The sequence below is a fragment of the Acinetobacter sp. WC-743 genome (assembly GCF_000335555.1).
GTDB classification, from domain to species: Bacteria; Pseudomonadota; Gammaproteobacteria; order Pseudomonadales; family Moraxellaceae; genus Acinetobacter; species Acinetobacter bereziniae.
Genome location: NZ_AMFQ01000149.1, coordinates 1 through 23,444, shown reverse-complemented (window position 1 = coordinate 23,444; position 23,444 = coordinate 1). Strand labels below are relative to the sequence as shown.

Below are 23,444 nucleotides of genomic sequence, written 5' to 3'. Positions count from 1 at the left end.
TTGAAAAACAGTGGAAATAGTCCCTTCTTTACTGGTTAGTCATCGTTCAAGTAAAACCACTGTTACACTTTTTATTTGCGTAATTATAGTTATACCTGTAGTATAAAATACCAGATTTAAGAAGTCGGCTAGCTGATGTAGGAGTTAGCTATCCATATTGACTACTTTTATCCACTATATAAAGTTGCTTAGGTTATTCTAAGTTTTCCAAAATGGCTCTAGACTTTTGTCTAGGGCCTTTTTGTGTTGCTCAAAATTATTTCAGCACGATAATGATGCATGATCATTTCTGTTAAGTCAAACATAATATTTCAAATATCGCACTTATTTGCGATTTTGACCGTTTTTTTACCTTTTAGGTGGAAACGACCCAAGAACGATGAAAAAATTAAATGTGGATCATCTGTGGATCATCTAAGGGCATTTAGAGTGTGTATTTCGGTCGATGTTTTAATTCTCTAATCTTATTGTGTCTTAATGGAATTACAAACACTATATCTTGTGTTTAATGTGAAAAATAGAGACAACGATATAAGTACGTTAAATGCTGTCGCACTAATCTTATAACTAGCTACCTGTCATTGAAATTATGCTCTAGTACTAAAGCTGTGATATGAAGCGGTAATGGTTCGTCTTGCTCAATGATGAGCTTAAAGTTATCGAAGGTATTCCATCCGTTCATTTCGATTCTCTTTGATCCTGTTACAGGTTCAGGTGGATTAAACAAGTTTTCGTTAAATTCTTTCATTTCTACTATCTGTCCATTGATCTTAGGATTGATAGATCTATACATATATAAGTTGATATAGTTAATTTTGAATAATGAAGGATTGCTTGTTGCAGGACTGCCTTGTACTTCAGGCGGAAATAAACTGACTCTCGATGTGAATTTACGTCCTATATAAATAGTATCTACATCATCTGCTACATCTATTGTGAGTGTGTTTCCATTTCTCGAAGTGATTGGAACTACATATAGGTTGTCATCGTCTTTGTAGTAAGTAGATACCTGGTCCCCTAATTGGCTAATCAGTGGATCAGTTACTGTTTTAGCGTTTCCTGCTTTAACTACAGTTAATGTTTTGACTGAATCTAATAATAAATCCTCTTTTAACTGCTCGATTTGTACTGTCCCATTCCTGTTGACGAGAAAAAATAGTTTATCTGCGCCTGTTGTTGTTGGAAGGCAGAGCGTACTCATTACTGTACCGCCTATGTCATGTCGTGCAAATGAAGTCACTGACTGTTCTCGATTAAGGGTTAAGGTTGCTAATGTGCCATCTCCGAAGAACAATCCATACCAATTGAGATGGTGATTGTTGATAGCACATTTCTTTAAAGCCCCCATGATCTTCAGGTATATGTGAAGCCAAGACTGTAAGTTCATTTGATACTAAGCCATCGGCTGAGTAGTCATAAACTAATGTTCTAAGTTTTGTACTGCCACGCTGTACGAATAATAATTCTGAGCCTACTTTTATTGGTTTGACGTTTTCTGATATTCCATAGCTTGTATGTTCTAGGATATTTGCATTGGTTGGAGTAAGTGCATTTGTTGAATTGATGGCTAATTCAGATCCACCACTAAATACGACGACTCCCCTGCTTTGGGAAAGGTGTAGAACATTGGTTAATAAGTCTGAACTTGCTGATACTGTGAAACTGTCACCATCTGTAGTAGTGGGAAGAAAGTTTGTTTCATCACCGACACGGCTAAAAAATATATAGTTCGGATAAGTTTTTGTCCCGCCTAATACCAATCGCTGTTGATAAATTGTTACGCATTTTGGATAGCCCAACTCTGCTGTAAATATGTCAGCCTTTAATGTCCAACTTCTACTAATTGCTTCAATATCGGCTTTGAGTTTTACAAGAATCTCGCCCCTCACTTCACTAGTAGAGATAAATTCATCTATACGGATAATACCTTCATTGATGAAGATAAATTTTCCTTTATCTGCTTCATTAAATGCAGTAACGCTTTCTGTTTGTATTATTTCCCAATATTCATCATCTACAAAACCACCTTCAATAGAACTACCTAATGTTGGTGTATGTCCTTGAGTGACTTTTTTTGCTTTAAAATAATTTTTTGTTCGATCTATTCTGTACCAAACTATGTCATCTTTTTCATATCGTTTAGTGTTGTCATATTCATTATAAAGTGATGCTGTAACTATCGCTTTTTTCCCTGTTGCTGTTTCTGATGATTTAATTGCAACAAATGGTGTATCTACTTCTTCTAGTGGCGGTACGCTGTAATTAATAACGTCATAAGCCCAATTGGTTAAATCTGTACTACATCTAAGCCATGATAAGGGATGATTACCGTGTGCTAAATAAAGATTATATCTGTTTTGATAGTAGGTTATTTCAGGTATATCAGTTGCTGAATATGGAGTAGCCAATGATTTGATGGTTGAACCGTTTAAATCAAGTATGTCGATCTGTAAAGGTTTAAAAACAAGAATGTAGGATTGTGTGTGGCTTAAAACAAAGGGAATGATTCTAATTGCGTTCGTTGTTTCTTTAAGAACTTGAGTACCTCCCCTTCTCTTAATTCCGCCTTCAATGATGGGAAGCATATTTAAAACTTCTTTTGCACCATTTCGATATTGAGCTAAATCAGTACGCATATAGATATGTGGACTAAGTTCGCCTGAAGTGAAGTTATTTTGAATTAGCGAAATCTTAGCCATTGTAGCGACCTCTGATAATTGCATAGTCCGAATCTTTAAAGAATTGAGGACTTGGTACTTCCTGCGCTTGGATTGCTTTAGCTTGTTTTAGTAGTTCCTGGCATTGCATGTATAAACTGTCTGCATTGCCTTGATTGCCTGTTATGGCTTTACTGATTTTAGATGCGAGATAAAGGATTAAGCATTCAGTAAATAGTGTGTCGAATCTTTCTTCATTCTTTAAATCGAATACATATACGAGTTGAAGTTGATTGTTGTTTGAAAGGATCTTGTCATTCTCAATCACATAATCTTCAGTGTTGGCATTGATAACTGTTACAAGGTCATCGGGTAATTGGAATTGGTAAGCATAGCCAAATTCAGGACATGTGCTTAATGGTGATAGTTTGATGCGCTTGGTAGCACAATGAAATGGATGAAGTCTAAGTACAGCCTTTCTTGATGTATCGTAGAGCGTTTTCATACGTCTTGCTGTTGATGTGTTTTCTTCAAATGAAGTAATCGAATCTGCACCAATCATACTTAGAGCTTGGTTAGAAATATCTACTTTAGTGGTCAATTGTAGCGTCCTTAGTTATTGTTTTTATTATGTTTAAGAAGCCCCCTACCCTGCTAGATAGAGAGCTTAATTTTATTTATTGTTCTATTTATAAATCCAAATATAGTTGTATTTATACAATTAAACTTTAAATTTAAATGCGACTACTCGTTGTTCTGAAACACGCATAGCACCAATAGATTCAATATGACCAATTGAGTGAAAACGGTTTTGAGTTTCGACTTCAACAATCTTTAAAGGTGAGATTGTATTCATACCCACTTCTACAGATTGACGTGTATAAGCGACCCCAGTTGCAGATAAACCATCTGCTGATTTAATGCCTTCCCAATGAATCCAGTTAAATCCTAAAAAATTATTTAGCTCACCGACGCTGTAACATTTGTCCTGCTAGGTAATCGGCTGAAGTTAATTCTTTATCAGCTAAGATTGCATTAAGCATTGCAGCGTTATAGGTTAAATAAATTTCTTCTTCAACTTCGTTCTCTAGGAATTTCGTTTTAATGTCGATTAACAGTTGCTTTGTAATTGGAGCTGTTGCATCACCTAACACTTGAGTTGATGGAAGTGCTACTGGTGTATATGTATCTGCACCTGTCACTTTACGTTGAGCTGTACCTAACAAGGCATTGTAAACGACCTTATCAACGTGTTTGTTCCATTTCTGACGTAAGTAGGTAAGTTGACGATCTGAAGGATCTGCTTTGAGTTTATAGAAGTCTTGAATTGCATTACGTGTAAAGTTTGGATAATCACTCATTACTGCTATGCGAGAAGCAAAGGATACGTCTGAGTATTGAGTTGCACCAAAGCGTTCAACACCTGCTTGTACTTCACCTAATGTATTTAGGATTTCATTAGCTGTAAAAGAAGTACCGTGTTACTGAACCGATATTCGTTACTGTTGATAATAGTGTGCTTTCAACCTTGCCAAGCATGGCTACAAACGTGTCACTGTACTGCTTAACGAAGATCGAATCAATTGTATCGTATGGAGTTGCCATAGTTATTATGTCCTTATTATTATAAGATTTATTTATTTTATTGTTTATTTATAAATCTATTTATAGTTGTATATTTTATTGTATTTATAGACTTATTTTGAATGTATTGTGATTGTAGAGCTAGTGTTGTTCAGTTGTCCGTATGGGCTGATAAATTGAATACCGTTCTTATCTCTACATAAGGACTTGGTATGGCTATAAGATTTATCCATTCGCCAAATGGGATCTATTTATATTCTGGAGCGGATAACGGAAATCGAATCCGTATCTGCAAAGTCGGAAGTCTTGCCACTCTACCATTAAGCTATATCCGCATGAGCCTTCTTATCTACGAAGGCTGTTGTAATAAACGTCTATACGTTCTTTAGTAGCTTTGTGTTCAGGATGGCGTGGATCATGTAATGCATCTGATCTTAATAAAGTCTGTATATCTTCCTTAACTGGTACACCATTACTCGTTGCTCGATCTTCTTGTAGTTGTGAGCCAAAATAAGCAAGTGCTTTAATCACTGCTACATTGTTTCCAATACTAGGATCATTGAAATGTTCTTCTGTTAATCCTGCTGATCTTGCTGCCTTCACTGCATTGAAGATATTTGATTCATAGTCTTTACCCCATTCAGTTTGTAATGTGTTGACTGCTGTATCTGTATCGAGTTGTGAGTTATTGGATACTAGGTCAATAGCTCTCTTATCATATTCAGTTAAGAGGAAATCTAATTGCTTGTTTGTTATACCTTGAGCATGTGCTGATTTAAGAAATGAGTTATTACTTTCATCTTTCTTGAACTCGTTAAAGTCGAAACCTTCACGCTCAATTGAATATTCATCTTCAGTCTTAGGAGGAAGGTCAGAAGTGCCGACACGTTTTTCAAGATACGCATACGAATCATTCATTTTGGATAGTGTGGCTTGATAATCAATTGATCCATCTTCACTTGTTACTTTAAATTTATCAGGAATATCACTATTAATCGTTGTATTATTAACCGTATTTAACAGTGTATTATTAGTTGTATCTATACTTGTATTATCACCAATAGATTGTTCTAAGTTGTCTGTCATTCTTTTCTCTTTTCTATATTACTTATTGTTTTTGTTCAGCTTCTTTCATACGAGCTAAGATATAGTTAATCACGTCTTGCTGTCCTAGATTGAATGCTGTTTGGTATTGGTTACTTGCATCAAAGGCTAATTTGTTGTGATAGGTACTGATCAAATCATCGAGTACCTGTTCACCTACACCATGAGCAAATGTTGAATAGTAGTTATTGTTGTTCAAGTAATTGTCCTATCTGTTCAGGCATCATGTTCTTCGCTTGATCTTTTGCTATATCAAGTCCTGTTTGTCCAATTTGAGCCATTTGTTGCTGTTGTTGAATGGCTTGTTGTTGTTCTTGTTTAGCTTGGCGTAGTTGTGCAATTTCTTCTTCAGTTCTAAGGACGTCTAACGGTACACCTAAGCCATCACCACATACTTGTACTGCATGATCGAGGTTAATGTTATCCATAATATTAGGATCTAATTGTGCCATTTGAGCCACATTCATCATTAAGTTTTGAATCGATGTTACGTGTTCTAATTTAGCTGCTGCACTCATACCATTGGTAAATGTAAAACTGATACTGTTGGCTTGCATAAGTTCTTCAGGCGCTTGTGGAAGTACACCTGAACGCATTGCTATGTCCCAAGTTCTATTTAAGATTCCTGTTGCTAGTTCCGCATTCAAGCGTCCGAAGATACTTCCTAATTGCTGTCTATATAAACTTACTCTAGCCTGAACTTCTGTTGCACTAAGTGGGCTTTGTGAAGGTGATGTTAATTGATCACTAAGTAATGCTTTTCTAATTTTGTTTTGTAGATGGACAACGAAATCTAATCCTAGCCCTACAGTTGCTGATCCTGTATCGAGTCGTTTGATACTGTCTACTTGATTCGCCATAATAATAGCGTTTGGCTTAATACGAAGTGTGTGAGGATTTACTATACCGCCATGATTAGCGACCCATAACCCACCTAAATTAAGTTCAGCAGTTTGAAGTGATAGCTTCATAATCTGATTACAGCTAATTGCATCAGGTAATACAAGTGAAGCCATACCACTACCGTAGTTACTGTTTGGAAGTTTTCTGAATCTACCGACAACACAAGGGAAGGATTCATAACCTGAATCTTTTATAATATGTTTGGATTGAGCTTCTATTGTTGTTGAAGCAAAAGGCATTGATGTTGCTACACGTTTACCTTCAGATCCGTTTAACGTGTTCCTTGCTTCTAGGGTAGATAGCGTGTATCAGTGTAAATTTTTGATCTGGGTTCTTATCTAATGCATTCTTAACTTTGTCGGATACTTTATCAATTCCATATTCTGATGCAATTTGTTCAGCAGTGAGTTCAAATTCTTTAAAGATTACGTCTATTAATCCATTGGCTTGAGTAGAGCTGATAAAGCAGTTTGATACGTCCCATGTATTAAATACATAACCACCATTTTCTTTCTGATCTATGTAAAGGATGGTATGTCCACATACAAGTAAGTCTGTTACTGCATCTGCTATTTCACTGTCATAGTTTGAAGCGTGAATATTTCTATGCATCCAATCTGTTACTTCTTCAAGCCATCGTTCGCCTTCATTTAGTTCAGATCCTTTATTAATTCCGCTTGGTTCAGCTTTAAACCATTTGCTTGATGCAGGAGTTACACCACTAATAATAGAACTTGTAAGCAGTTGAATACCATCTACAGCCGTGCTGTCGTATAACTCAGCTCTAGCATTCTTTCTTTGTTGCTCTAAGCTTGAGCCTGTTATGTCATTGAAAGAGGGCATACGGTCAGGTGCGCAATATTTATAGCATTGCTTCCATGTCTGCTCATGCTTCTGACGTTCTGATTTAAGAACTGATAAACGCTTGATTATTTGTTGTGCATTCAAGGCTTATGTTCCTGTATTGGTTTTAGTTCCAAGTGCTGTTGATGAAGTGTCTAGGCTTGATAGAAGTGTTGTCTTTTTAGCTTTACGTTTCGCTGCTGAAGCTTCATTTGATTCTTGTTGAGCAAGGGCAGTAGCTCTAGCTTCAATCTCTTCTGCACTGGCTTGTTTGGTTACTTTTGGGCTTGAAGCCATATCTGTTGTCCTTTGGTTGATTGGTTATCTGTTGTTGTAAAATGCGTGTGTGCGTGTACGTGCGTAGGTATATAGTTGTTCAGATCTATATCTGGAAGTCATGTTAAAAAGCGCATGGGATCTATGCAGTCTTTTCTTTAATTCTGTATGTTGTTGTACTGTAGTTGATGAGCTTTTAAATGAATCTCTTTTTTAAAATAGAAATATTATTATAATTATTTATAGTTTTAATTATAGTTGTATTAATAGGTTTATTATTTAAAAATTCTAAGTATTCATTAGCTTCTAAAGCATTATTGAGATTGGTTTTAGCTGTAACGATTTTGAATTGATCAGGTTGCTTGAAGTAGCTGTCAACGATACTATTTAAGGTAGCAGGGGAGTTAATGATAATGTCTAGTTTGGTTGTATCTGAGCAATTAGGATTGATTGTATGGTATGTGGTTAATACGAGTTCTTCAGATTGGTAGATTTGATAAATGTGGTACATGGTTCTCTTTATTGAAAGGTATATTTTATTATTTTGATTGTTGTTGTGGATATGAATAGATTTAACAACCTATAAATTTAAGTTATTAAAAATAAGATTTTATATTACCATTTTTTTTATTTTTGTCAATCACTATAACTTTTAGTAATACAGTCGTATTCTACATAGGCTATTTATAATTCAATATCATTAGAATTATTTATCTACAGCATTTTCAAGACAAGCTAGATACTGTTCATTTGTATAATCTTTAATGGCTTTATCTTTCAGTTGTTGAGTCGGTTTTATTGGCTCTAAAAATACTTCCTGTACTGCAACTAATCCATAAGCTTTCAAAGCTTTAGTATATTGATCAGCAATTTCAAATATTTTAGCTTTTTTTTCGTTATCATTAGTTTCATCTGCTTGTTTTTCAATATTATTTTTAACCTCAGATAATGCTTGAATTACTTTATCTGAAATTTCTGAAGCATTCATTCCTCTTTGTCTTAAAGTTTGAATGGATTTTGCCAATTCTGAAAAATATTTACAACTATTTGAAGTAGAATCTGGATCTGAGTATGTATTAGCAAAAGTAGTCGAAGACGAAACAATACAAAGAATAAAAAATATCTTTTTCATAGTCATCAAAAAATAAAAATTATATTGATTTTATCTTTATTTTTTAGATAGTTCCATACATATTCTATATCTTTATAAGCCTTCGGCTTTATAGATTTTTTGAACTCTATTCTTAATATTTCTTTATAAATTATATATTTACTATCTAATACCTATTCTTTAATAAATTTTTATATTGATATGGTATTAAATAAAAACAAATTGAAAGGCAGTCAGTTCATGGTTGGATTTGGATACGTACCTGTAAGAGTACGGATACAGATCAAAGCTTGAATACTGACTGTTAGATGGAAGGGTATGTCTATGTCCGATAAGGACATAGATATAGCTTTGCTCGTTATAGGTAAGATTAAGTAAAAATTAAATTTAAAAGCATATAAAAACTAATTTATATAAAGAGAAGAAATGACGATTACGACCCTATAGGGGAGTATGAGGAATGAGAAGATTTTTTACTTTTTATAAATAATAAATAGATATGAGAACGACTGTTAAGGAGTTCGATATATCGTTTTAAAGATCATTTATTAATATTTTTTTATAACTTTTTCTTTTAAGATAAATATATTTTTCATACATTTAAGCCATATAAAATAGACTATTTTATAGCAAACTCTAAAATCTCAAGACAAGGTTTTGTCTAGGCAATGTTTATATGTGTTTTTTGGATTATTAAAGATGTCCTTTATTTTATAATTTGTTATTAACAAAATCTAAAAATAGTAGAGAAATGTCAGATTTATTAGACAATAAAATATAAAAACTCATTTATTTATATATAGTTATACAAATATTTATCTTTTATATATTGTCTAATTTTTTATAGAGCTAAACATGATTGTACTGGCAAACCATAATCTACTACTAGTCACTGTAGAAACAGAAGTACATTCATGTTTAGCAACCAACCGACTGTACACTTTTTCTATCGAATGAGAGTAACAGAGGGCGTGGAGCTGATCACCGTTTAGGTATGATGTATGTACGTGTTATGTGTGCTTGGAATTATCATTTTTTGTTTTAAGAGTTCTTCTTTTTTTATTATTAAAAACATTAACTTATAATAAACTCAAGACAAGGTTTTGTCTTACTATCCTTTAAACAGCTATATGAATTAAGGGTTATTTGAGTATCGAATTCTAGCGAAAGCCGTACCATTCTTGACTTTATTCAAGACAAAGAGTTGTCTAACTTATCCACAGTTTTAAATTTAAAATAGAAACAACAATTTAGCAGACAAAATAAGGTTTTTAAGACAAAAGTGTCACCTTTAAGACAAATACTTGACAATGTTTGTCTTGGTTCGGTATAATCTGTCTCAAGAGGGAGAAACAGTCTCGACAACAATTTTAGAACAAAAGGAATATAAAACGTGCCAATAGGAAAAATAAGCACCGTGTTTAAAGTATATGACGCAATGATGGGTAGCGGTAAAACTACTCGTATAATAGAAGAAATTAGAACAGCAGAAAAAGAACAAAATTTTTTATATATCACTCCATTACTTGATGAATGTCACCGTATTGCAGGAACAACGTATGATGTAGACGATACTCTTAAACGTCCACTTATTACGACTGAGGACGATACTAGTGTTCATTATGAGTATGAACAGGATGCACAATTAAGAGATAGACGTTTCAAGCATCCAAGCTATAAAGGCGGTAATAAAGCTGAGAGCTTACAATACCTACTTAAAAATAAAGAGAATGTAGTAAGTACACATCAATTATTTATGAACTTAACACCAACTATGTTGGATGATGCTAAAGATTATGTTTTAGTAATTGATGAAACCATACAAGTTTATGATGTGTATTCAGAATATACAGCTAAAGAGTTAGAAGCTCTTTTCCGTTTAGGATGGATTAAAATTGACGATGACCAAGTTACTTTACGCTTTCAACGTGAAAACTTTGGAGACAATGGTGGTGATCCTACAGGAACTAAATATGAAAACCTAGCAACAATGTGTGATCTAGGGCAGCTCTTGTATGTTGACCAAAAGCTCATTGTTTGGGAATTAAGTATTGATACTTTGAAAGCATTTAAGGAAGTGTGGATTGCTACTTATATGTTTGAAGGTTCTCAAATGTCAGCATATTTAAAATCGTATGGTGTTGACTATGAATTGATTCGTTTTGGTAACAAGCCTTCACAGATCAAGCATCTTGTTAATATTTCAGATAATAAGCATATAAATACGATTGGTGATAAAAATACAGCTCTAAGCTCAAGTCAATTTAGAACAAACAAGAAAGCATTATGTGAACAACTTGCTAAGAATTTAGATAACTACTTCCGTAACCATGCTAAAGGTAAGAAAGGGGATAGATTATGGACTTCATTTAAAGAAGGTAGTTCAGCTATTGCAGGAACACGTTATAAAGATGAATGGCTTGCTTTCAACACTAAGGCAACGAATGAATATAAAGACCGTTTCAATTTAGCTTATTTGTTGAATCTTTACCCTAATCCAATGGTAGTTAAAGCTTCTGCAATGAAAGGATATCCAGTTAAAGAGGAAATCTTTGCTTTATCAGAAATGGTTCAATGGATATGGCGTTCAGCGATCCGTGAAGGAAATGAAATCAATATTTATGTACCAAGTTCAAGAATGCGTATTTTACTACAAAGGTGGTTGAATGATGAATTTGAAAACTTTAAAGCTGAAGCAACTGTAGATCATCAAGAAGGTGCTCAATTAGAATTGGTTTAATTTTAGATTATTATTTTATATAATCTAACTTGATTTTCAACTGATAATTAATTACTTATAGTAAATAGAGTGTTATAGGATCAATATGAAACTTAAAATTTCTTTGTTTTTTATTATGATCGGATGTTTAATTAATATCCATCATCAATATAATAACTTTACTGGCATGTCTGTAGTTATTGGCTATTTTATTACATTTGCAATATCTTTATTTATATTTGTATATACTCCGAATAAAAATCAGATTAAAAATTATATTGGTAAATTTTGGGTTGGTTTTAAAGAGAGTGATTGAATTTTAATATCATGTTTTGTGGAAATTGACAAGTTCTATTTTAAAGTATATAATATTAAATATAAAGAAAACAATAAAAACAAAAGTTGGGGCATAGTCAGCCCATATTAAAAAACCTTTCTGACTATAAGCAATACACAACTCAATATTAATTCTGCAATCCAATCGGATTATAAGCGGAATAAAATTATTTTAATTATGGAAAAATTATAAATGTCAAATTTAACATTACATACAAACAACGCTACAGCATATAACAACACTTCAGTTTCAATCATTGCAAACCCAAATGTTCAGACAATGAGTTCAAAAGAAATTGCTATTGTTACAGGGAAAGATCATTCAAATATCTTACGTGATATTAGAACAATGCTTGATCAACTTCAGGATTCAAATTTGAATCCTAATGATTATCAGGTGATTCTAGCTTCCAACAATATGACAGCAGAAATTTTATTGAACAAAGATTTATCAATGTGTTTGGTATCTGGATATAACGTACAGCTCAGAATGGCAATCATCAAAAGATGGAATGAATTAGAAACTCAAGTTCTTGAAATGGTTAAGCCTTCATACATGATCGAAGATCCAATTGAACGTGCTAAAAAGTGGATTGAAGAAGCTACAGCTAAACAAGCTGTTGAAACTAAATTAGTTGAAGCAACTCAAGCAATTGAAGTCATGCAACCTACAGTAGATGCGTATGAGTTGATAGCAGGGAAGAAAGGCTCAATGTGTTTCTCAGATGCTTACAAATATTTAGGCGGTATCAAGTTAAAAGAAATGAAGCAATGGATGTACGATAAAAAATGGATTAATAAAGACCGTTATGACCGTGACTCTATCGGCTACTACCAAAACATGAATGGTTATTTAGTTGAGAAAGTAACAACACACCAACCACAAATCCGTATCACATACAAAGGTTTAGCTGCAATGGCTAGACAAATGAAAATCGAATTAAATGTAGAAGATTTTCAATAATACAAAGAAATAAAAGGCGAGGGGATGAAACAAGCCCCTTTAAGATTAACTGGAACTAGGAATGAGAAAACTAACAAAAAATGCATACAACAAAATCGTAAATTCTAAAATTTTAAATACAGGCTTATATAACGGACGTAATGTTGAAGAAGCAGAAGATTGTGACGAACTATACGAACATTTACAAGAAATCAAACAAGACTACCAACCTAATTTATTAACGGCTTTCAACGCAGATGCACATATCGCCTTCAATTATTTGAAGTTTGAAGAAGTATCCGATGACTATGATATAGACTTTGATCAAGACGACTTTTATGGAAGCAACACAGAAAACATGCACGATATAAACGATCACTTTGGAAAATTTTAATGCTTCCTTTGTTGATTACCACATACGCTCTATTTGCATTCCTAATGACGTTACAGCTCATTGAAGTTAAGTTGACACCAACACATCAAACTACACTTTTAAAGCTCGTACTGCTTCAGTCATTAGGTGTTAAACGCATCCACGAAAACAATTTTAAATAGTTTATTTTCCTACCCTGTTTCCGCAATGGAGCAGGGTGCTTTTAATTTAATTCAAATTTAGACTTTAAATTATTATAATTTGATACGAATTTTTCGTTTCGTAGTTTAAGTTGAGTTAGCCCTTTTTTTACCTTTTCTACTTTTTTCTTTCTTGTCTCTAAATTATGTTCCTCATTGTCTCCATAGTTCGGTTCTGATAAATGGGCGTCTTGTACACATTGCAATGCTTCATTTATGGCTTCTTCAAAATCAGTGATATTTGATTCAAATAGATTTTGATGTAAGTTGTTCTTATTATTTCGAATATAGTCTTGTAGTTCACCAAGTCGCTCGTAGATTCTTTGCATTTTTAGCATATCTTGAAAGTTTTTTTCTGCACCAAACATGTCATAGTAATTATTAGATTCACACTCATGTACAAGCTGATAAATCTTTGACACTATTAACTGAAGGATTGGTAGTTGTTGGTCAAATTGCTCAATTGTTTTAACTGCTTCTTCAAATTTATACTGATTTTTCCATGCATCTAAAGACGTTATAACGAAATATAATCCCACTATTGCAATGTAGGCTGCAAGGAAATCTCCATAAGGCAGAAATTCAACACAATAGGAAGGCATACTTTTACAAAAGTCAGAATAAAATTCTACTAGGTAAATATATAGGGCATAGTAGATGGTGCTAGATAGTAGCCAAATTTCAATAGATAGCCTTATATCAAGTCTTTTAAAAATTCTAAAAAAATCCATTCCACACCATCTCTTTTGAATGTCGTTCTGCTACATCAATGATTATATATTTAAATTTTTCACTAAAATTAGGCGTATAGATTTTCCACTATTTCTATGGAATGGGAACTTTATACTCTTAATTTTTGGTCTAGATCTATCATTTGATTTTCTAACATTTCATTTAAAAAATCATAGCTATTGCTAAATTCATCATAGGTTAAGAAGAAGCTTTTTAAATCATTATCTTTAATATATTCAAAAAATTTATCTATTTCCTCAACGAAACAATTAATTTTCTCAAATTCAGTCTCTAATACAAAATCAGGAGTTATTTTCATATAGTACTTAAGGTCTTGCTCATAACTTATTGCAATAAAAGAAAGTTCTCTTCTTTTTTTTTGAATTTCTTTAACAACAAGATCATAGTCACTAATAAGCTCTGAAAAACTATTTATATTATGTGGATTATCATTTTCATTAATTGGAATTAAGAGGGAATGAACTCCTCTATAATGAACTTCATAGTAGTCAATATTTTCCCTTAATTTTTTTAACTGTATTTTAAAAGATTTTAGATCATCTTTTTCTAAGCTTATATTGTATTGTTCTTTCCAATCATTTAATAAATAGTATGCTGCGATTGGTGCAAATAAAGTAACACCGCCTACCAATACATTTGCAATTAGTGCTCCATCTAACTCTTTTGTATTTGGAAGATTTACAATAATACAGATGACAACAAGACAACCTACAAAGATTGCTACTAAAGCCCCTGCTAAGTTATTAACAATCTCATTTTTATCTGACATGAATCAACCTCTAGTTTTCCGTCCATTTTAACCTTTACTTTTTACAAATTAAACACTTATTTAGCTGGATCATATAAATTATAATTGTTATTATCGTTGTATAAATTCAACGAAAATTAGAGTTATAAATGAGTATATTTGTAGTAGCAAATCAAAAAGGTGGGGTAGGCAAGACAACACTTGCAACGAACCTAGCTGTAGCTCTCAGTAAAAAGGGTAAAACGATATTAGTAGATGGTGATGATCAACAATCTTCATTCCGTTGGAACAGCCGTAGAGAAGATAAGATTGATACGGTACATCTTAAAGACAATTTGAAAGAAGAATTATTAAAGCTAAATGAAACTTATGATTATGTCATTGTGGACGTTGCAGGAAAGGATGGAGTCGAGTTCCGTTCGGCTCTTGTTGTTGCAGACAAATTAGTTATCCCAACCCAACCAAGTCAAACCGATATTGAAGTATTACCATTTGTATTAAAGTTGGTTGCTATCGCTAAACAAAATAATCCAAAACTTGAAACTTTTGTTGTTCTGAACAAAGCCCCATCTAATTCAAAATCAACAGAAGTTGAAGCAGCTCATGAGCTTCTAAATACAATCAAATCCGTTAAGACTTTAAAAACTATTATCCGTGACCGTAAGCAATTCCGTGATGCAATGATTGACGGATTGAGTGTATTGGAAATGAATAGCTCAAAAGCCAAAGATGAATTTAATGACTTTCTTGTGGAGATTATCTAATGGCTAAAAGACCATTTAACATTGGCTTTGACACTGAAGAAAGTCCAAACGTAGATGCATTCATTAACAGTGCAGGATCAGGTGAAGTGGTTGCTGAATCAGTCAGTAAACCTAAAAAAAGTAATCAAATTAAAGATCGTGAACGCATTCGTGCTGAAGTTTTAAAAAGTTCTAAGTCCGATATACAGCCTGAACGCCAACCTAAAAATGGTCGAAGTAAGTCCGTTTATTTTGAGAATAATTTAAACAGCAGAGATCGAAAACCATTTTATGTTGGGACAGCGATTAATGTTCCACTATTTGTCGAAGAATTTAGGTTAATTGAGGAAGCTTTTAAGGGCGATGATAGTACAACAGCAACCACGCTTACTGACTATATTCGAGAGGTTCTGAGATCAAAAGCCGAAGCAGTTTTGTCACCTGAAAAATATTCTGAAATTGCAAATCAAAAATTGAATATGGTATCAGTCAAAGAAGAATAAACAGAATCCTCTAGTGACCAATCACTAGGGGATTTATTACTTTATTTTTTAAATCAGAAATTTTTCCTTGATGTGGAAGTACCATAAATGTAGGTACATACATTATTGCAAGTCCAATCAGTGTAATGATAAGTACGCTCAAAGCTTTTTTTAAATGAATAATATCTGGTGAAATTTCTTGGTTCATTGCAAAACATAGAGCTGCACAACTAAAGCCAAGCATTGTCGAAATCATAAGATAAACGAAATCAATGCATGAAAATATAAGCCTTTTAAATAAAGATTTTAAATCAAGTTGAGAATCAGTTGCCATCATATTCAATGCTGTTAAAAGCCCTACAATGGAAAATATACCAAGAATAGTTAATGCGATACTTTCTGCACTAAAAAATTCGGTATACAGTAAAATGAGATTTTCTAACTTTTTTTCATTTGAGAAAAGATTTGTTCCCAAATACGTCGAAATGAATGCACCTGAACTAATACAAATAAAAACTAAAAATTCAAACCCTACGAATTTCCAATAAGTAGTTTTTTTCTCGATATAGTGAGTTTCTGGATTATAGTTTTCTAATCCGCTATCTTTCTGATTTTTTGAAATTTCATTTTCATCATTCATATATTGTTACTTTAGTTATGGGTATCAGTAAACAATGCAATATTTTCCGATTTATGACAATAGGTTAGAGTCTTAGGTTGTCACAAAGATCAGCCCTAAAGGTGATCAATCTCTAGGGCAGTACTATTATAAATGAGGCAGTAGTAATTCCATGTATACAGTACAAAGTTCATCATCAATTGCTTTTGGATATTTTGTACTGAGTGTTTCATAAGTTTGATCAAAACGGTAGCCACTATTCTTGTCCACATTTTTATCATTCTTGAACCCTAAGCTTGTCAAATAACGCCCTAAAGATCGTTGTGTGATGGGTGCATCCTTGATTTTTAAGATCGAGATTAAGCGGAATAATTCTTTCGTTTGTATACCAATATTTGACTTTTCAGCATAAATACTTAGTACTGCTTTGACCCCTGCCAAGAGATCTTTTGTACTGTAATCAGTACTATCATCATCTGTACCATCATAAAATTCTGGCTCAATGGGTGCATTGTACTGTCGCACATTTACATAGTACTGCACATCTGGAAAGTCAAAATCTTGATCATAAAAATCTTGATTATTGATACAAGTCATTAAATGTCTTACATATTTTTCATCAATTAAGGAAGCAAGGTCGAACATATTACGCCACACATCACCTTCACGCCCTATTAGTACTGCCTTTTGTGGATAGTCAACGCATGAAAAATAGTACTGCAATTTTGTACTGTACTTCTCTAACGTATTTTTTAGAACTTCAGCTTCAGCAATTAAATGATCAAGTGGCAATTCTTCAAATCGCATTTCAAGTTTTTTATTACTAGGTGTGCGTCTTAAAGGAATACGAATACTACGGCTTTGTGTTGATGGTTCTAATTTTGCAAGTACATTGATACCTGAAAGACAACGAAATCCGTAAGTAGATTCGCTTGATCGGGCATTAATGGATTTTGCACCACTTGATTCAAAGCTCGTATTTAAAAAGGTCGTAATCTGACGCAGAGAAGCAGTGGAAATACTATCCATTTCATCGAGAAAAAGAATTTCGCTATTATCGAGCTGCTTTAAACCAGCTTTAGTAAAATCGGTATAACGATAATCTGGTTCTCGCCCACTCATCACAATTAAAAATTGTTGCAGTGTGGTTTTTCCGCAGCCACGATCAGGTGCATCTATCACAAGTAAAGGTGCATAACGTAAGTGATCTTTCAAATAAGTGAGAAATAACCACAAGATAAATACCGTTCGATAGGCTTCAGCAATATAAATACATTTTACAGAAATTGTCCAAATTTCGTTAAAGATGGCTGTCAATTCTTCACGCACATCTGCATAGCTATCTGCAATTGTTGGAGCGATTACAATTGGAGTAGCATTTTCAATCTGTTCAGTTGTTGGAGTTGTTAAGTCGGTCATATTTTTTCCTTTTGGGGGGATATAGGGAACGTCCTTGCAAGTGACTAAGCAGAATATAACGCCTAAAAATAAACTTGTACACTCCTAATTAGAGATTTTTATATAATTATAGGTTTTTAATTATGCTATAATGCTACTAATAGTTATGTAATGGTGTGTGGAATAATGAAACTTGATAAGGAAACAGGTCTTTACTATGACCTAGACAATGGAAGTGTATTTGCCGATAAGGAAGGCAAACAATTTTTAGGAAGTTTTAGCCCTATCAGCATAAGCAAAGAAAGTTTGAGATTATTTTTGCTGAGTATAAAATTTAGTGATGATCCTAAAGAATCCGCTAAAATTAGAAAAAAACAAATGATTCAAGATATTCATGATTTACCTTATATAATAGCTACACCTGAACATTTATATTCTTATGTGCTGTATAAACTTAGAAAATTATCGGGGTATACTCAGGAAGTAATGGCATTAAGTATTGGTATGTCAAAATCGACTTATAATAAAATTGAAAATAGAATATTGTCTGCATCCTTGAATAATCTACACGTGATTATGTATTTATTCCAAATCACACCTGTTGAATTTTCTCAACTGTATTGGAGTATTGAAACTGTAGTTAGCAGAATCGGTAACTTTTATATTCCTTCCAAAAATTCAGATTTAAATTCTGACACTGAAATATATTTAGATAATACAAATTATCCTGATTATGAAAGAACTACACCAGTTCATTTATATGATGAAAAAATACCATCGGATATTCTAAACAAACTGGATATTGGTTTTCAGGAAGTGTTATTGGAAGGCAAAAAACGTAATGCTGCACTTGAAGAAAAAAAGAGGGAGCAAAAATCAGAGGATTTTTAGGACATAAAACGACACATGAGTTGTCATTTTCACCTCATTTTTAAAAATAAATAGATCCAAAATTTAAATTATATTTTTGAAAACTACGGTGTAATACACCGTAATATATAGACTTATATAAAGACCTATCAATTTTTTGGCTTTGTAAAATGTTCAAGAATCTCACCAAATGACAACTTATGTGTCATTTGATGTGATATCTCATAAACGTCAAACAATTAAGATATCAATCAATCATTTATTGATTCGGTGAGTAAATGGTTTGTCTTACACCAGCACCATACCAGCACGTATCTGATGTTGGATTATTGGTATCATAGTTTTCCCATGGTCTATTTCTGCATATATCATTGTTATCAACTTTGGGTTTTACGGGGCATATTTCGTAAAAAGGGCAACATATATTGGATATTTCGGATGTATCCATAAGTCCACCATCTTTTTTAATATGAAGTAAGAGGAAGTGCAGTGCAGCATGAAATTGTTGCCAATTTTCTAAATGCACAGCTTCGCCCAAGATTATTAATTCCCTATTAACCGATTGATCTATGATTTCATTAGTAGCTAGTGGAACCATCATTGCACATGAGCTGTACTTGTTTAATACATCAAGATAGTTGTTAGGATTTTCCTTTAATTGATTTAAGATCTCAAATTCCACAAACGGGTTGCTATATCTGATTTCTAGATTTGTTTTAATGATATTAAATACAGACTTGACTGATAGCCCAATAGTGTCATCGACTGGGAAATACTGTTCTATCCATTTTTCACTTAAATTTAATGTTTCGATGAGATTACTTTGCTTTAAATTATTTTCTGTAAATTCAATTAAGCATGTTTCAGCACTTTTTCCTTTTGATTGATAAGTCTTGATTTGATGTATAAGTATTTCTAAATGCGTAAAGGAATCGACTGCAATGAGTAAGGTAATCATCATACGAATACAATCATCATTACTGAGATTAAGCTCGAAGTACTTCAGTAATAATTCGATCATTCGATAAGGAACAATAGGTGGCTCACTAAAGGAATCGAATTTAGAATCGCTGGTGTCTAATGGTTGCAAATCTTCAAAGAGTTTTTTTTCTAGTAGATATGCTAAATTTTCAAAAATCTCCAATGCACCAATTTCTATTGTTTGAGTGTATTCAGGCTGATCTTTGATTCTAATTTGGCAAATGTATGTATGTAAAGTTACATTGGCATATTGTGTAGATTTTAACTTAGCATTAAATATTTCTAATGTATTAAAATCCCGCTTATTTATATTCCTTAAATCACATCCATTATTCATATTTGTTCTTGAGTGGGCTAATATCGATTTATGTATGTCGATATCTTGATTGTATTCGGTGTGATCAATAGTTTTTCCATTAATATTTGAATTGTGAAAATATGTCCAAAGGGATGCGGTTGATAAAAAAGTTGTCATACCAAAATTTGTGGAAACATTGTGGAAATAGTGAAGCCACTCATGAATTAGAACACAAAATAAAGCTCTATTAAGACCTTCAGTGTGGAAGTTGGTAAAATCTTTATTAAGTTTAATTAGCATAAAGTCTGGTTTGTAAGCATTTCTCATATTTGTATCTAAAAAATAAAATTATTATATTTCATTAAACTTTTTTGAGTATTAATTAATGACATTACATCTGTCATTTGACGTAGGATAGTTACACAACACTAACAAAGTATCGGATTTAACATAATGACTATTATGCGAAATCAAATTTATTAAATATATTTTTATCAATTACTTATATAAGTCTGCAATTCTAGTAATTACGGCTTTTTTAATGCCTTGACAAACATTGTGATATTTTTTGCCAATCGTTTCAAGTGTGCCATTTACTCAATGTTGTGTTTTGTAAAAATATGCTTAAAAAAACCCCATCTTGACAGATAGGGTTTCGAGTATCGAATTATTGTATTTTAGGCTAAGTTTTCACGTACAAATTCAGGATCAATAATAAATAGCTTAATCAATGATTGAGCAGCTTTAGATGGTCTTCTTACGCCTTGTTCCCAAGATTCAAGAGTACGTTTTGATGTTCCTAGGATCTCTGCAAATTGCTCTTGTGTCAGTTTTGCTTTTCTACGAGCTAAAGCCACGTCTGTTTCAGTAATCACAGTTCTATGAGCCGCATTATTCGCTTTCATATCTGCAATACCTTGCAGTATTTCAGCACCTAAATCTCTGCTTGCTTCATAAGCTTCGAGTTCTTTATCAGTCATTAAACGAGTCATTTAGTGCCTCCGCCAATTTCTTGAGCGTATTCTTGTCAATCTGCTTAATCGTATCTTTACTATATAAAGTCAGTAACCAAATTTCACCATTGGCTAAACGATTATAGTAAATAACTCTTGTACCGCCTTGTTTACCTTTACCACCCCACCTGATTTTACGGATACCGCCTGCATTAGGCTCAACTTCACCCGCTTCAGGATTATCAGCTAAATAGATTTTAAACTCGTTATATTGTTGTTTTGTCCAATATTTAGGGTATGCAGTAGTAAAGAAAATTGTTTCACAAATAGTTAACATTTAAAAAATCATTACTGCTTTGTAGTATTATTCTATACTACTATGTAGTATAGTCAACTTTTATATAATTTCCTGCATTTAGCCTAAGCGATTTAGAAATTTAATACGCCAAATATTGTCGTAACAGTGGCAATACGACTTCCTTAAATATGTAATTTTATGCTGATTATTGTTATATTCGTATCATTAAAACAAAGGAATAGCGTTATGAATAACAAAATATTAAAGGACAAGGCTCATACATACCTTTTGGGCAGTTTGTCAGGAATACGTTCACAAATTGATAGAGGAAGTAATCCTAAATACATTTTTGATGCATTGAGAGAAATTCAAATCCAAGCTGATTTTGCAAATTATTTAAGTCTAATTTCAGAAGATGAATATTTAGAGCTTAAAGAAAAATGGTATCACTATTCTGAGTTGTTAAAAAATCTTGATTAGAATGGACTGATTAACACAAAAGTTATGAGATATCCTATTTAAAAAAAGCCCCTACTGTTTAAGGTAAGAGCTTCTACTTCATTCGTAGTGATAACGGCAAGAAACTACTGTTATCGCTGCGTCTGTTACTTCATAGACTAGTCTATTTTTCTCATCTATCCGTCTACTCCAAAACCCTGATAAATCACCGAGTAATGGTTCAGGTTTTCCAATACCTTCAAATGGGGTTCTCAGGCATTCTTTAATCAAAGCATTAACTCGCTTTAATGTTTTCTTGTCTTGAGTTTGCCAATAGACATAATCATCCCAAGCTGAAGGCGTAAAACTAGTCTTCCGTTTCATCTAAAAGTTCTCTTTCGATTGCTTTAGATGCTCGTAACTCTGCAATTGATTTAGCCAAATGAGCTGCGTTACTTGGAGAAGACATAAGGTGTAATGTTTCCATTACGCTGTTGTAATAGTCTTGACCCATCACAACGGCATGTTGACCTTCTTTTCTTGTAATGACTGCTACATCTGAATCATCAATAACTTTATCTAAAACAGATTTTAGATTTTGACGAACATCTGAGTAAGTAAATATTTGCATATTATTCATCCATTACGTTTAGTCACCGACCATCGTAATTGCCATAAAGCAAAAATCCCTGATTTTCGCTATGACTCCAATAGAAAAGATAGTCCCTGACTTCTATTCATGTTTTCGTTATAAATAATCACCGATTATTTACATGAATTTATTGTACAATATTTTGTACAATATGTGAAGCCCTTCGATTGTTAAATTAAATCGTAACGGCTGTTTAAAATTTTTGATTATTTCTTGCATTAAATGATATTTATGCTATTGATATGAATCCCCTTTTTAAGAGGTCATGGTCATGTCTGTTTCAACTTTAAATGATAGTGAAAAAACTATCACGTTGCCTGATGTAATTGAGTTTGAAAGTGGTGAATCCGTTCCAATAGAAGAAGTTTCTGTAGCCCCTGTTTACGATGAAGATCGGGTTATTGTTGCTATTAACATTACTGCGGAAGTTGAAGGTAGTGGTACAGTCACTAATCATGTGAGTGTCGGAAGTTTCGATGTAACAAATTCAGATGTTGGTTTGTTTAATGAAAATCCTGACAATTATGAACATCCTGTTGATGACTGTTCTTATGACACAGAAAACCCTATTTCTGATGAAACTTTAGATAAAATTATTGTTATACCTAAGTAAATAAAAAAGCCTCAACTCGTTAAAGTAGAGGCTAAGTTGTTATTTTGGATACTGTTTGAATGGTAGTTGCCAATGCGGAGCGTCTTTAAAATTCTTCCAATCACCACCGCCATTCAATCGGTATCTCAAGTTCTTTTGAAGCCTGTTTCATGGCTTTTTCTATGATGTAGTAGTATTTCCAATCCCAAGAAATAGTACCTTGCTTGTTGACAATGACCCAAGCAGCCAGGTCCACAGCATGTCCTGTTAAATGACGACTGTTCATGGTTGTTGTTTTCTTTTCTTTCAAAAGTTGTGCTTGTCTTGCTTTGGTTCGCAAACCTTCAATGACTGTAAAATCACATTCAGTTAGCTCTATCGCTCGGTGAACGATTTTGACTAAATCAGGATGCACACCGTTCTAAAGTTTTTAAGCTTTTAGCACCAAGTTTATAGGTCATTTTTAGTTTCATCCTTGATGATTTGTTTTACATCTTTCATGTTTTTATGGAGTTGTTTCTTAAAGTATTTGCATACGACTTCTGTACCGAGAGTTCCTAGTATTGCAGC

General features: G+C 33.0%; 30 protein-coding genes and 1 tRNA gene. 9 read left to right on the top strand and 22 right to left on the bottom strand.

The features are described from left to right. Window positions 1-571: 571 nt before the first annotated feature. From ACINWC743_RS25030 to ACINWC743_RS22485, 12 genes are all read right to left on the bottom strand, one after another. Window positions 572-1,201 carry a hypothetical protein gene (locus ACINWC743_RS25030; protein ID WP_227510950.1) on the bottom strand — a complete coding sequence of 210 codons (630 nt, stop codon included), beginning with the start codon at window positions 1,199-1,201 and terminating at the stop codon, window positions 572-574. Window positions 1,202-1,253: 52 nt separating this feature from the next. Then, entirely contained in the window at window positions 1,254-2,699 is a 1,446-nt protein-coding gene (locus tag ACINWC743_RS22530) for a hypothetical protein (RefSeq protein WP_009587135.1), read from the bottom strand. Then, window positions 2,692-3,258, bottom strand: a complete 567-nt coding sequence (locus ACINWC743_RS22525) for a hypothetical protein (RefSeq protein ID WP_009587147.1) — start codon at window positions 3,256-3,258, stop codon at window positions 2,692-2,694. The genes ACINWC743_RS22530 and ACINWC743_RS22525 overlap by 8 nt, the downstream gene beginning before the upstream one ends. A gap of 120 nt (window positions 3,259-3,378) precedes the next feature. Then, complete coding sequence (locus ACINWC743_RS25145; protein ID WP_264753071.1) at window positions 3,379-3,579, bottom strand: hypothetical protein; 201 nt, start codon at window positions 3,577-3,579, stop codon at window positions 3,379-3,381. A 43-nt stretch (window positions 3,580-3,622) separates the two neighbouring features. Then, window positions 3,623-4,111: a phage capsid protein gene (locus ACINWC743_RS25025; RefSeq protein ID WP_264753070.1), complete on the bottom strand. Its 489-nt coding sequence runs from the start codon at window positions 4,109-4,111 to the stop codon at window positions 3,623-3,625. A 389-nt stretch (window positions 4,112-4,500) separates the two neighbouring features. Next, window positions 4,501-4,576 (bottom strand) — tRNA-Gly (locus ACINWC743_RS22515). 10 nt (window positions 4,577-4,586) lie between these two features. Further along, window positions 4,587-5,327 (bottom strand): hypothetical protein, encoded by a 741-nt coding sequence (locus ACINWC743_RS22510; RefSeq protein ID WP_009587156.1) that lies wholly within the window; start codon window positions 5,325-5,327, stop codon window positions 4,587-4,589. A 22-nt stretch (window positions 5,328-5,349) separates the two neighbouring features. Beyond that, window positions 5,350-5,544, bottom strand: a complete 195-nt coding sequence (locus ACINWC743_RS22505) for a hypothetical protein (RefSeq protein WP_009587149.1) — start codon at window positions 5,542-5,544, stop codon at window positions 5,350-5,352. Next, window positions 5,531-6,487, bottom strand: coding sequence for a portal protein (locus ACINWC743_RS25140; RefSeq protein ID WP_009587116.1), 957 nt, complete (start codon window positions 6,485-6,487; stop codon window positions 5,531-5,533). The genes ACINWC743_RS22505 and ACINWC743_RS25140 overlap by 14 nt, the downstream gene beginning before the upstream one ends. Window positions 6,488-6,509: 22 nt before the next feature. Beyond that, window positions 6,510-7,196: a portal protein gene (locus tag ACINWC743_RS25135; RefSeq protein ID WP_009587123.1), complete on the bottom strand. Its 687-nt coding sequence runs from the start codon at window positions 7,194-7,196 to the stop codon at window positions 6,510-6,512. A 3-nt stretch (window positions 7,197-7,199) separates the two neighbouring features. After that, complete coding sequence (locus ACINWC743_RS22495; protein ID WP_009587129.1) at window positions 7,200-7,388, bottom strand: hypothetical protein; 189 nt, start codon at window positions 7,386-7,388, stop codon at window positions 7,200-7,202. Between the two features lie 685 nt (window positions 7,389-8,073). Beyond that, the gene (locus ACINWC743_RS22485) at window positions 8,074-8,499 is read right to left on the bottom strand and encodes a hypothetical protein (RefSeq protein ID WP_035301592.1); all 426 of its coding nucleotides are present in this window, start codon (window positions 8,497-8,499) and stop codon (window positions 8,074-8,076) included. 1,372 nt (window positions 8,500-9,871) lie between these two features. On the opposite strand from ACINWC743_RS22485, the gene ACINWC743_RS22480 reads away from it, so the two are divergent. The 4 genes from ACINWC743_RS22480 to ACINWC743_RS22465 all read left to right on the top strand — a co-directional run bounded on the left by ACINWC743_RS22480 (window position 9,872) and on the right by ACINWC743_RS22465 (window position 12,870). Further along, a complete protein-coding gene (locus ACINWC743_RS22480) occupies window positions 9,872-11,218 on the top strand; it encodes a hypothetical protein (RefSeq protein WP_035301590.1) in 1,347 nt (448 codons plus the stop codon). An 85-nt stretch (window positions 11,219-11,303) separates the two neighbouring features. Further along, complete coding sequence (locus ACINWC743_RS22475; protein ID WP_009587133.1) at window positions 11,304-11,513, top strand: hypothetical protein; 210 nt, start codon at window positions 11,304-11,306, stop codon at window positions 11,511-11,513. 213 nt (window positions 11,514-11,726) lie between these two features. Then, the gene (locus ACINWC743_RS23605; protein ID WP_009587119.1) at window positions 11,727-12,497 is read left to right on the top strand and encodes a Rha family transcriptional regulator; all 771 of its coding nucleotides are present in this window, start codon (window positions 11,727-11,729) and stop codon (window positions 12,495-12,497) included. Between the two features lie 61 nt (window positions 12,498-12,558). Further along, window positions 12,559-12,870: a hypothetical protein gene (locus tag ACINWC743_RS22465; RefSeq protein WP_009587130.1), complete on the top strand. Its 312-nt coding sequence runs from the start codon at window positions 12,559-12,561 to the stop codon at window positions 12,868-12,870. A gap of 202 nt (window positions 12,871-13,072) precedes the next feature. Here ACINWC743_RS22465 and ACINWC743_RS23600 read toward each other — a convergent pair whose 3' ends face one another. Both ACINWC743_RS23600 and ACINWC743_RS22455 read right to left on the bottom strand, forming a co-directional pair. Then, window positions 13,073-13,780 (bottom strand): hypothetical protein, encoded by a 708-nt coding sequence (locus ACINWC743_RS23600; RefSeq protein WP_049044526.1) that lies wholly within the window; start codon window positions 13,778-13,780, stop codon window positions 13,073-13,075. Window positions 13,781-13,890: 110 nt separating this feature from the next. Continuing rightward, a complete protein-coding gene (locus ACINWC743_RS22455; RefSeq protein ID WP_009587120.1) occupies window positions 13,891-14,571 on the bottom strand; it encodes a hypothetical protein in 681 nt (226 codons plus the stop codon). Between the two features lie 128 nt (window positions 14,572-14,699). Here ACINWC743_RS22455 and ACINWC743_RS22450 point away from each other — a divergent pair, with 128 nt between their 5' ends. Together ACINWC743_RS22450 and ACINWC743_RS22445 are read left to right on the top strand one after the other, a co-directional pair. Further along, window positions 14,700-15,314 carry an AAA family ATPase gene (locus tag ACINWC743_RS22450; protein WP_009587109.1) on the top strand — a complete coding sequence of 205 codons (615 nt, stop codon included), beginning with the start codon at window positions 14,700-14,702 and terminating at the stop codon, window positions 15,312-15,314. Beyond that, window positions 15,314-15,796 carry a hypothetical protein gene (locus ACINWC743_RS22445; RefSeq protein WP_009587139.1) on the top strand — a complete coding sequence of 161 codons (483 nt, stop codon included), beginning with the start codon at window positions 15,314-15,316 and terminating at the stop codon, window positions 15,794-15,796. Before ACINWC743_RS22450 ends, ACINWC743_RS22445 begins: the two co-directional genes overlap by 1 nt. 10 nt (window positions 15,797-15,806) lie before the next feature. Here ACINWC743_RS22445 and ACINWC743_RS22440 read toward each other — a convergent pair whose 3' ends face one another. Both ACINWC743_RS22440 and ACINWC743_RS22435 read right to left on the bottom strand, forming a co-directional pair. Further along, window positions 15,807-16,415 (bottom strand): hypothetical protein, encoded by a 609-nt coding sequence (locus ACINWC743_RS22440; RefSeq protein ID WP_009587126.1) that lies wholly within the window; start codon window positions 16,413-16,415, stop codon window positions 15,807-15,809. Between the two features lie 126 nt (window positions 16,416-16,541). Further along, on the bottom strand, window positions 16,542-17,813 hold the full coding sequence (locus ACINWC743_RS22435) for a hypothetical protein (RefSeq protein ID WP_009587159.1): 1,272 nt from the start codon (window positions 17,811-17,813) through the stop codon (window positions 16,542-16,544). Between the two features lie 165 nt (window positions 17,814-17,978). Here ACINWC743_RS22435 and ACINWC743_RS22430 point away from each other — a divergent pair, with 165 nt between their 5' ends. Continuing rightward, entirely contained in the window at window positions 17,979-18,683 is a 705-nt protein-coding gene (locus ACINWC743_RS22430; RefSeq protein WP_009587154.1) for a helix-turn-helix domain-containing protein, read from the top strand. A 238-nt stretch (window positions 18,684-18,921) separates the two neighbouring features. On the opposite strand, the gene ACINWC743_RS22425 is transcribed toward ACINWC743_RS22430, so the two are convergent. The 3 genes from ACINWC743_RS22425 to ACINWC743_RS22415 form a co-directional block, all read right to left on the bottom strand. Then, window positions 18,922-20,268 carry a hypothetical protein gene (locus ACINWC743_RS22425; RefSeq protein WP_009587136.1) on the bottom strand — a complete coding sequence of 449 codons (1,347 nt, stop codon included), beginning with the start codon at window positions 20,266-20,268 and terminating at the stop codon, window positions 18,922-18,924. A 350-nt stretch (window positions 20,269-20,618) separates the two neighbouring features. Further along, window positions 20,619-20,933, bottom strand: coding sequence for a helix-turn-helix domain-containing protein (locus ACINWC743_RS22420; protein WP_009587153.1), 315 nt, complete (start codon window positions 20,931-20,933; stop codon window positions 20,619-20,621). Beyond that, complete coding sequence (locus tag ACINWC743_RS22415; RefSeq protein WP_009587160.1) at window positions 20,914-21,231, bottom strand: hypothetical protein; 318 nt, start codon at window positions 21,229-21,231, stop codon at window positions 20,914-20,916. The genes ACINWC743_RS22420 and ACINWC743_RS22415 overlap by 20 nt, the downstream gene beginning before the upstream one ends. Window positions 21,232-21,438: 207 nt before the next feature. On the opposite strand from ACINWC743_RS22415, the gene ACINWC743_RS22410 reads away from it, so the two are divergent. Then, on the top strand, window positions 21,439-21,672 hold the full coding sequence (locus ACINWC743_RS22410; protein WP_035301589.1) for a hypothetical protein: 234 nt from the start codon (window positions 21,439-21,441) through the stop codon (window positions 21,670-21,672). 78 nt (window positions 21,673-21,750) lie between these two features. Here the strand turns inward: ACINWC743_RS22410 and ACINWC743_RS22405 are convergent, their stop codons facing one another. After that, a complete protein-coding gene (locus ACINWC743_RS22405; RefSeq protein ID WP_009587138.1) occupies window positions 21,751-22,014 on the bottom strand; it encodes a Txe/YoeB family addiction module toxin in 264 nt (87 codons plus the stop codon). Next, complete coding sequence (locus tag ACINWC743_RS22400; RefSeq protein ID WP_009587113.1) at window positions 21,998-22,261, bottom strand: type II toxin-antitoxin system Phd/YefM family antitoxin; 264 nt, start codon at window positions 22,259-22,261, stop codon at window positions 21,998-22,000. The genes ACINWC743_RS22405 and ACINWC743_RS22400 overlap by 17 nt, the downstream gene beginning before the upstream one ends. A 292-nt stretch (window positions 22,262-22,553) precedes the next feature. Here ACINWC743_RS22400 and ACINWC743_RS22395 point away from each other — a divergent pair, with 292 nt between their 5' ends. Beyond that, complete coding sequence (locus tag ACINWC743_RS22395; RefSeq protein WP_035301588.1) at window positions 22,554-22,895, top strand: hypothetical protein; 342 nt, start codon at window positions 22,554-22,556, stop codon at window positions 22,893-22,895. Between the two features lie 100 nt (window positions 22,896-22,995). Here ACINWC743_RS22395 and ACINWC743_RS22390 read toward each other — a convergent pair whose 3' ends face one another. Further along, complete coding sequence (locus ACINWC743_RS22390) at window positions 22,996-23,289, bottom strand: M15 family metallopeptidase (RefSeq protein WP_009587145.1); 294 nt, start codon at window positions 23,287-23,289, stop codon at window positions 22,996-22,998. Window positions 23,290-23,444 lie beyond the last annotated feature (155 nt).

Excerpts from the sequence above, each read along its gene's own strand:
- ACINWC743_RS22530 (WP_009587135.1), bottom strand. The coding sequence starts at position 2,699 with ATGGCTAAGATTTCGCTAATTCAAAATAACTTCACTTCAGGCGAACTT.
- ACINWC743_RS22420 (WP_009587153.1), bottom strand. The coding sequence starts at position 20,933 with ATGACTCGTTTAATGACTGATAAAGAACTCGAAGCTTATGAAGCAAGC.
- ACINWC743_RS23605 (WP_009587119.1), top strand. The coding sequence starts at position 11,727 with ATGTCAAATTTAACATTACATACAAACAACGCTACAGCATATAACAAC.
- ACINWC743_RS22405 (WP_009587138.1), bottom strand. The coding sequence starts at position 22,014 with ATGAAACGGAAGACTAGTTTTACGCCTTCAGCTTGGGATGATTATGTC.
- ACINWC743_RS22425 (WP_009587136.1), bottom strand. The coding sequence starts at position 20,268 with ATGAGAAATGCTTACAAACCAGACTTTATGCTAATTAAACTTAATAAA.
- ACINWC743_RS22485 (WP_035301592.1), bottom strand. The coding sequence starts at position 8,499 with ATGAAAAAGATATTTTTTATTCTTTGTATTGTTTCGTCTTCGACTACT.
- ACINWC743_RS23600 (WP_049044526.1), bottom strand. The coding sequence starts at position 13,780 with ATGGATTTTTTTAGAATTTTTAAAAGACTTGATATAAGGCTATCTATT.
- ACINWC743_RS22435 (WP_009587159.1), bottom strand. The coding sequence starts at position 17,813 with ATGACCGACTTAACAACTCCAACAACTGAACAGATTGAAAATGCTACT.
- ACINWC743_RS22510 (WP_009587156.1), bottom strand. The coding sequence starts at position 5,327 with ATGACAGACAACTTAGAACAATCTATTGGTGATAATACAAGTATAGAT.
- ACINWC743_RS22465 (WP_009587130.1), top strand. The coding sequence starts at position 12,559 with ATGAGAAAACTAACAAAAAATGCATACAACAAAATCGTAAATTCTAAA.
- ACINWC743_RS22410 (WP_035301589.1), top strand. The coding sequence starts at position 21,439 with ATGAATAACAAAATATTAAAGGACAAGGCTCATACATACCTTTTGGGC.
- ACINWC743_RS22440 (WP_009587126.1), bottom strand. The coding sequence starts at position 16,415 with ATGAATGATGAAAATGAAATTTCAAAAAATCAGAAAGATAGCGGATTA.
- ACINWC743_RS22400 (WP_009587113.1), bottom strand. The coding sequence starts at position 22,261 with ATGCAAATATTTACTTACTCAGATGTTCGTCAAAATCTAAAATCTGTT.
- ACINWC743_RS25030 (WP_227510950.1), bottom strand. The coding sequence starts at position 1,201 with ATGAGTACGCTCTGCCTTCCAACAACAACAGGCGCAGATAAACTATTT.
- ACINWC743_RS22445 (WP_009587139.1), top strand. The coding sequence starts at position 15,314 with ATGGCTAAAAGACCATTTAACATTGGCTTTGACACTGAAGAAAGTCCA.
- ACINWC743_RS25140 (WP_009587116.1), bottom strand. The coding sequence starts at position 6,487 with ATGCCTTTTGCTTCAACAACAATAGAAGCTCAATCCAAACATATTATA.
- ACINWC743_RS22450 (WP_009587109.1), top strand. The coding sequence starts at position 14,700 with ATGAGTATATTTGTAGTAGCAAATCAAAAAGGTGGGGTAGGCAAGACA.
- ACINWC743_RS22475 (WP_009587133.1), top strand. The coding sequence starts at position 11,304 with ATGAAACTTAAAATTTCTTTGTTTTTTATTATGATCGGATGTTTAATT.
- ACINWC743_RS22455 (WP_009587120.1), bottom strand. The coding sequence starts at position 14,571 with ATGTCAGATAAAAATGAGATTGTTAATAACTTAGCAGGGGCTTTAGTA.
- ACINWC743_RS22395 (WP_035301588.1), top strand. The coding sequence starts at position 22,554 with ATGTCTGTTTCAACTTTAAATGATAGTGAAAAAACTATCACGTTGCCT.
- ACINWC743_RS22430 (WP_009587154.1), top strand. The coding sequence starts at position 17,979 with ATGAAACTTGATAAGGAAACAGGTCTTTACTATGACCTAGACAATGGA.
- ACINWC743_RS22495 (WP_009587129.1), bottom strand. The coding sequence starts at position 7,388 with ATGGCTTCAAGCCCAAAAGTAACCAAACAAGCCAGTGCAGAAGAGATT.
- ACINWC743_RS22415 (WP_009587160.1), bottom strand. The coding sequence starts at position 21,231 with ATGTTAACTATTTGTGAAACAATTTTCTTTACTACTGCATACCCTAAA.